This window comes from Planctomycetia bacterium (assembly GCA_021413845.1).
GTDB lineage: Bacteria > Planctomycetota > Planctomycetia > Pirellulales > PNKZ01 > PNKZ01.
The window spans coordinates 1-6,231 of sequence record JAIOPP010000161.1 but is presented as its reverse complement, the minus strand read 5'-3'; the positions used below and the strand labels follow the sequence as shown (position 1 = coordinate 6,231).

General features: G+C 61.4%; 3 protein-coding genes. 2 read left to right on the top strand and 1 reads right to left on the bottom strand.

Translation table 11 applies throughout. The annotated features are described in order from the left end of the window. A partial coding sequence (locus K8U03_26295) for a 1-deoxy-D-xylulose-5-phosphate synthase (protein ID MCE9608409.1) occupies positions 1 to 1,282 on the top strand: 1,282 nt, incomplete at its 5' end. Between the two features lie 893 nt (positions 1,283 to 2,175). Here K8U03_26295 and asnB read toward each other — a convergent pair. Further along, positions 2,176 to 4,164 (bottom strand): asparagine synthase (glutamine-hydrolyzing), encoded by a 1,989-nt coding sequence (gene asnB / locus K8U03_26290; GenBank protein ID MCE9608408.1) that lies wholly within the window; start codon positions 4,162 to 4,164, stop codon positions 2,176 to 2,178. 246 nt (positions 4,165 to 4,410) lie between these two features. Between asnB and K8U03_26285 the strand changes: the two genes are divergently transcribed. Continuing rightward, positions 4,411 to 5,856, top strand: coding sequence for an amidohydrolase (locus K8U03_26285; GenBank protein MCE9608407.1), 1,446 nt, complete (start codon positions 4,411 to 4,413; stop codon positions 5,854 to 5,856). Positions 5,857 to 6,231 lie beyond the last annotated feature (375 nt).

The following is a 6,231-nucleotide window of genomic DNA, read 5'->3' as shown; positions in this document are numbered from 1 at the left end:
CGGCGACGGCGTCGAACGGATGCTCTCGAACACGAAGAACGCCGTGAAGGCCGGCATGCACGGCGGGATGTTGTTCGAGGAGCTCGGCGTCCGCTACGTCGGCCCGATCGACGGCCACAACATCGGCCTGATGAAACAATATCTGACGATGTGCAAAGAGGCCGAAGGGCCGGTGCTGCTGCATATCGTCACGCAGAAGGGACACGGCTTCGGCCCGGCCGAAGAAGATCCGGTGATGTTCCACACGCCGGCTCCGTTTCAGCGCGAGATGCAGCGCGTGGTGTCGATCAAGAAGAGCTCGAGCCGTGCGTATACGAACGTCGCGAGCGAAGCGATTCGCTTGAAGTTGAAAGAGAACCCGCGCGTCACGGTCATGACCGCCGCGATGTGCCAAGGGACGAACCTCGAACGCGTGCGCGATGAATTCCCGACGCGGTTCTTCGACGTCGGCATTTGCGAATCGCACGCCGTGGCGTTCGCCGCCGGCCAAGCGAAGGCCGGCCTCCGGCCGATCGTCGACATCTACAGCACGTTCCTCCAACGGAGCTTCGATCAGATCTTTCAAGAAGTCTCGTTGCAGAACTTGCCCGTCACGTTCCTGCTCGACCGCGGCGGCCTCACCGGTCCCGACGGCCCGACGCATCACGGCGTGTTCGACATCGGCTACATGCGGTTGTTCCCGAACATGACCGTCATGGCTCCGGGCGACGAGCGCGATCTCACCGCGATGCTCGACTTCGCCCTGAAGCACGACGGACCGACTTCGCTGCGCTACCCGAAAGCGCCGGCGGAAAACATCGAGCGCGCGTTCGCGCCGATCGAGCAAGGTCGGGCCGAAGTGATCGAATGGGGCGCCGACGGCACGATCGTCTGCTGCGGCACGTTGCTCGGCGCGTGCATTCAGGCCGCGGCCGAACTTCGTAACGAAGGCCTCGACGTCGGCGTCGTGAATGCCCGCTTCATCAAGCCGCTCGATACCGACGTGATCTTGAAAGCGGTGGCGACGTCGCCGTTCGTGCTGACGGTCGAAGAAGGCCAACTGATGACCGGCTTCGGCAGCGCCGTACTGGAATCAGCCAACGAAGCCCGCCTGTCGACGGTGAACGTGCATCGGCTCGGCATTCCTGACAGCTACGTCGAACATGGCGAACGAGGCGAACTACTCGCCGACCTCGGCCTCGACCCGACGGGCATCGCCCGCAAATGCCGCGAACTGGCGGCGGCCTCGCTTGAGACGGAACCGGACACGACGACGAAATCGACAGGACGTAGGCAGCGCTAGTCCGAGGCGAGCGGCCGGTGTAAACCGGCCGTTTCCGTCGTGCGCGAACGAAGCCGCGTTGGTTGTGATGAGTCGTGTGTGGCGGACGGCACGTGGAACGTGCCTGCTACTTTGCAGACTTGGCCTACTTCTTCGCGTTGAAATCGTCGTCGCGAAGTGCGATGTTGGGTGCGTGTGAAGCGGACGCGACTCCGACCTCTACGAGGTTTCGACACGTTGCTTTAAGAGCAACGACGAATTGCGATGGAAATTTCCAGCTCGTGCCGCGCCGCTTGTCGTCGCTCGGGCTCGAAGCAATCGACTTGAATGTCGGTCCAGCGCAACGCCGGTCGACCCTGCGATCTGACGATCGCACGGTGTCTGCTTCCGGCCTGCGGTGTGTGCTGGATCGCTTCGGCGATCCGGCGCGCTTCGCGATCCTCGGTCGCTATGTGCTCAGGCGAAGCGCGCAGCGAACGTAAAACGAGGATCGAAACCTGCACGACGGTCTTCTCAGGGTTGCAAACCGGAGAAGAACGCTTCGCTTGCCTGGGGCGTCGTCCGGTGCATCGTCGCCGAGGCCCGTCTTCCTTTGCGAAGGAAGCCGCGTCGGGAGCAATGCTCTGCGCAGAGTACGTTTCGACAAGATGCCCGACCGAACTCGGGCGACGATGCACGAACTTTTTCTCGCCGCACTTCAGCGCGATCACGGCCCTGCCGCGCGCACGACTAAAGTAGCAGGCACGTTCCACGTGCCGTCCGCCACAAGCGGCTTTGAGCTACGAACACGGCTCGCGCCCCGGATATGCATCCGGGGCTATTGAACTGAGGCTGAACAACGCTGAATGGAGCGCGATCGTGCGTCGCGATGGAAAGGCGCACGTGGTTACGGCACGTGGAACGTGCCTACTACTTTAAACCAGCGCCGCTTCCGGGCGATCGACCTTCGGTTGCGGGTTCGTGTCCGTCAGGTCGCACAATCCGCCGCCGAGATACATATGGTGCCAGAGCTGCGTCGAGAGCACGCTGATCATCCCCATCTCAGTGAAGAATTTATTGCGCGAAGCGTTGCCGCTCACGTAAGCCTGGAACTGCTTCCGCACCGCTTCGACGTCGAAGTAACCGGTCTTGCGCAGCGACTCCTCGCTCATCAGCTGATGGGCGAAATCCGGCGCGCTGCCGAAGAAGCTGTCGGCGAACGGTGCGCGGAACATCGCCTTCGGCCGCAGCGCGATCTCGCTCGGCAGGTAGCGCGTCGCCGTTTGGCGAAGCAGATACTTATCGAAGCGGGCTCGTCGCAGCTTCCAGCGCGGATGCACCTTCGCGCACAAGTTGATGACGTTGTCGTCGAGAAACGGATACCGCGTCTCGACGCTGTTCGCCATCGCCACGCGGTCGCCCTTATGATTCAACAGCAAGCCGCAGAGCATCGTCTTATAGCCCATATAGAGCGAACGATTGAGCGGGTGCCAGCGCCGCATCCGTTCCATATTGAGCGGCAAATCTTCGAACGCCAAATGCGTGCCGAGCTTTTCCTTCAGCTCGCGGCTGTAAAAACGATTCCGCGACAGCGAGACGAAGTTGTACATCTCCGATTGCGCGTGCGGTCCGCCGATCATCCGATCGATGCGGCTCATCTCCGAAAACGGCACGCCGCGATTCGTGATCTTCCGAAACGCACGACTGATCGCCACGCTCGGCTTGAAGCCTGCGAAGTCCATCCAGCGCATGATCTTATTCGACTTGAACCACACATAACCGGCCATCGCTTCGTCGGAGCCTTCGCCCGTCAGCGCGACTTTATAACCCTGATCGTGAACCTCGCGGGCCAAGCACCAGAGCGATGCGCAAGCCGTATCGACGACCGGGCAATCGGCCGCGGCGACGAGCTTCGGATAAGCATCGGAGATCACCTTACCGTCGACATGCACGACCGTCATCTCGCTGCCGACGTGCCGCGCGGCGTCGCGCGCTTTCTTCGTTTCATCCAGGTGCGGGTTCACGATCCGAATCGTAAACGCCGGCATTCCCTTGCCCCGAATCTTGGCGACGTTCGACAACACCATCGCCGAATCGATGCCGCCGCTCAGATAGCTGACGACCGGCACATCGGCCCGCAACCGCACCTCGACGGCTCGTTGAAACGTAGCGTCGAATTCGTCGATGAGCTTCGTCGGGTCTTCCGGATCGTACTCGTCGCCGGCGTCCGGGAAGTCGAGATCCCAGTATTGCCGTTCGACGATATCGGCCGCATCGCCGTTGTCGCGAAATTGGATCTTGAGGTAATGCCCGGGCAGCACGCACGAGATTCCCTCGAACATCGTGCGCCGGGTTCCCATCGCGAAGAAAGTGAAGATATGATCGAGCCCGCGCGGATCGCACGCCGCTTTTACATGGCCCGAGGCGAGGATCGCCTTGATCTCGGAGCCGAAATAAAAGGTGTCCCCCTGGCGCGACCAATGGAGCGGGCAGATGCCGACCCGGTCGCGAGCGAGAAGGACGACCTTCTTCTTCGTGTCGACGATGGCGAACGCGAACTGTCCGTGCAGATGCTCGAACATTCCTTCGCCGTATTCCTCATAGAAATGGACGAGCAGTTCGGTGTCGCTATGGGTTTTGAAGACGTGCCCCTTCGCCTCGAGCGCCGCCTTCTGTTCCGGATAGTCGAACAACTCGCCGTTGTACATGACGGCGACGGTTCGATCTTCGTTGTAGATCGGCTGCTGACCGTCCGACAGGCCGACGATGCTCAAGCGACGATGACCGATGCCGATGCCCGGAGCGAAAAAGTAGCCGTCTTCATCGGGTCCGCGATGCAGAATCGCCTGCGTCATCCGCTCGAGCGCCGCGCGATCGGGCTCCCGTTTGCCGCGTAAGTCGAAAATCCCGGCGATACCGCACATGCCGCAACCCTTTCGGCCGCTAAAGATCGAGAGAGACAGGTCGAGGCATCCGGCCTAGGCACGCGCTCGCGATCGGGAGCTCAGAAATGAAGTTCGAGAGTACATCACATGGTATGCTCGGCGTCAAGGAAAGGGTACCCTAGGCGAACCGCCCGAATTAAGGCATTTTAAGCTCTCCCAAGACTTGCGATGTCAAGCCCGTGCGGCGACCTGCCGCGACGATTCCATCTTCAGAACGGTTTCACGATGAGTCTTCGCACGCATGGGCCACCTGCTCCGTTCGCTGCTTCATCAGTCATCTTATTTTCACGGATTCTAGTTTTCATGGCTTCGATCGGGATGGCCGGCAGCGATGCGGCGGCGGGAGCGGAACGTGCCGACTTGGTGATTCGCGGCGGCATCGTCGTCGCGATGGACACTGCACGGCGCGTGATCGACGGCGGCAGCGTGGCGATCGTCGGCGATAAGATCGCGGCGATCGGCACGGTCGACGAAATCGCCGCCCGCTACGACGCGGCCCGCACCATCGACGCGCGGGGTCGCATCGTCATGCCGGGCCTCGTCAACGCGCATGGTCATGCGGCGATGACTTTGCTGCGCGGCATGGCCGACGATAAGGCCCTGATGGACTGGCTGCAAAATTACATTTTCCCGGCCGAAGCGAAGATGGTCGACGAAGCGTTCGTCCGCGCAGGAACGCGCCTGGCGCTCTTGGAAATGCTCCTCGGCGGCACGACCACGTATGTCGACATGTACTACTTCGAGTTCGCCGTCGCCGAAGAAACCGCGCGGGCCGGCATGCGCGGCGTCATCGGGCAAGCGATGCTCGACTTCCCCGCGCCCGACTTCAAGACCTGGGACGCTTCGCTGGCCGGAACGGAAGCCTTCTTGAAGCAATGGCAAAACCACCCGCTCATCACTCCGGCCGTCGCTCCGCATGCGCCGTACACCGTTTCGCCCGAGCATCTGCAAGCCGCCGCGAAGCTCGCCGCCGATTATCGCGTGCCGATCATCATTCACGTCTCGGAGACGAAAGCGGAACTCGCCACGATGCAAGAGCGTTACAAGGCGACTCCGATCGAGCATCTCGATCGGCTCGGCGTGCTGAAAGAGAACGTCATCGCGAAGCATGTCGTCTGGGCTACCGATGCCGAACTGCTGACGCTCCGGAAGCACGGTGTCGGCGTGGTTCATTGTCCGCAGTCGAATATGAAGCTCGCCTCGGGCATCGCGCCGGTTCCGAAAATGCTGGAACTGAAGATCCCCGTCGCGCTCGGCACCGACGGCGCAGCCTCGAACAACGACCTCGACATGTGGGAAGAGATCGACACCGTCGCGAAGTTGCATAAAGTCGCGACGCTCGACCCGACGGTCGTCTCGGCGCGCGAGGCGGTGGCGATGGGGACGATCGAAGGAGCCCGCGCGATTCACATGGCCGACCAAATCGGCTCGCTGGAAGTCGGCAAAAAGGCCGACGTCATCCTCGTCGGCCTCGACGCTGCTCATGAGGTGCCGATGTACGACGTCTATTCGCATCTGGCATATACAGTGAAGGCGAGCGATGTGCAGACGGTCGTCGTCGGTGGCAAGGTCGTCGTTGAAGATCGTCGGCCGCAGACGCTCGACGCCGCCGCGATCATCGCCGAGGCCCGAACCTATCGCGATAAAGTGCGGGCGGCGATCGGCAAGTAGCACGACAAGTAACATGGCAAGTAAAACGACGCGGGTGCCGGCAGGTCGCGTCGTTGCGATTTATTTCGTGGCGATTTATGCTGTGTGGGCTAAATCGCCTGCTGGGACGACGCGCCGAATCCGTTAGAATCAGGCCGCGGTTCCGATGCTTGTTAAACGCTTCGCAAATGCCTCCTCAACGCTTCCGCTAGGAACGATCTCATGACCCGACCGATCCATCGTATTGCCTTCGCCTTGCTGTTCGGTTTCGCCCTGTTGTTCGGCTTCGCGGTGGCGTCGCAGGCCGAAGCGCAAGAAAAGCCTGCTCCGAAGATTTCGTTTAAGAAGACGCAGCTCGACACGAAGTTCCGCGCCGAAGGGGTCTCCGTCGGCGAT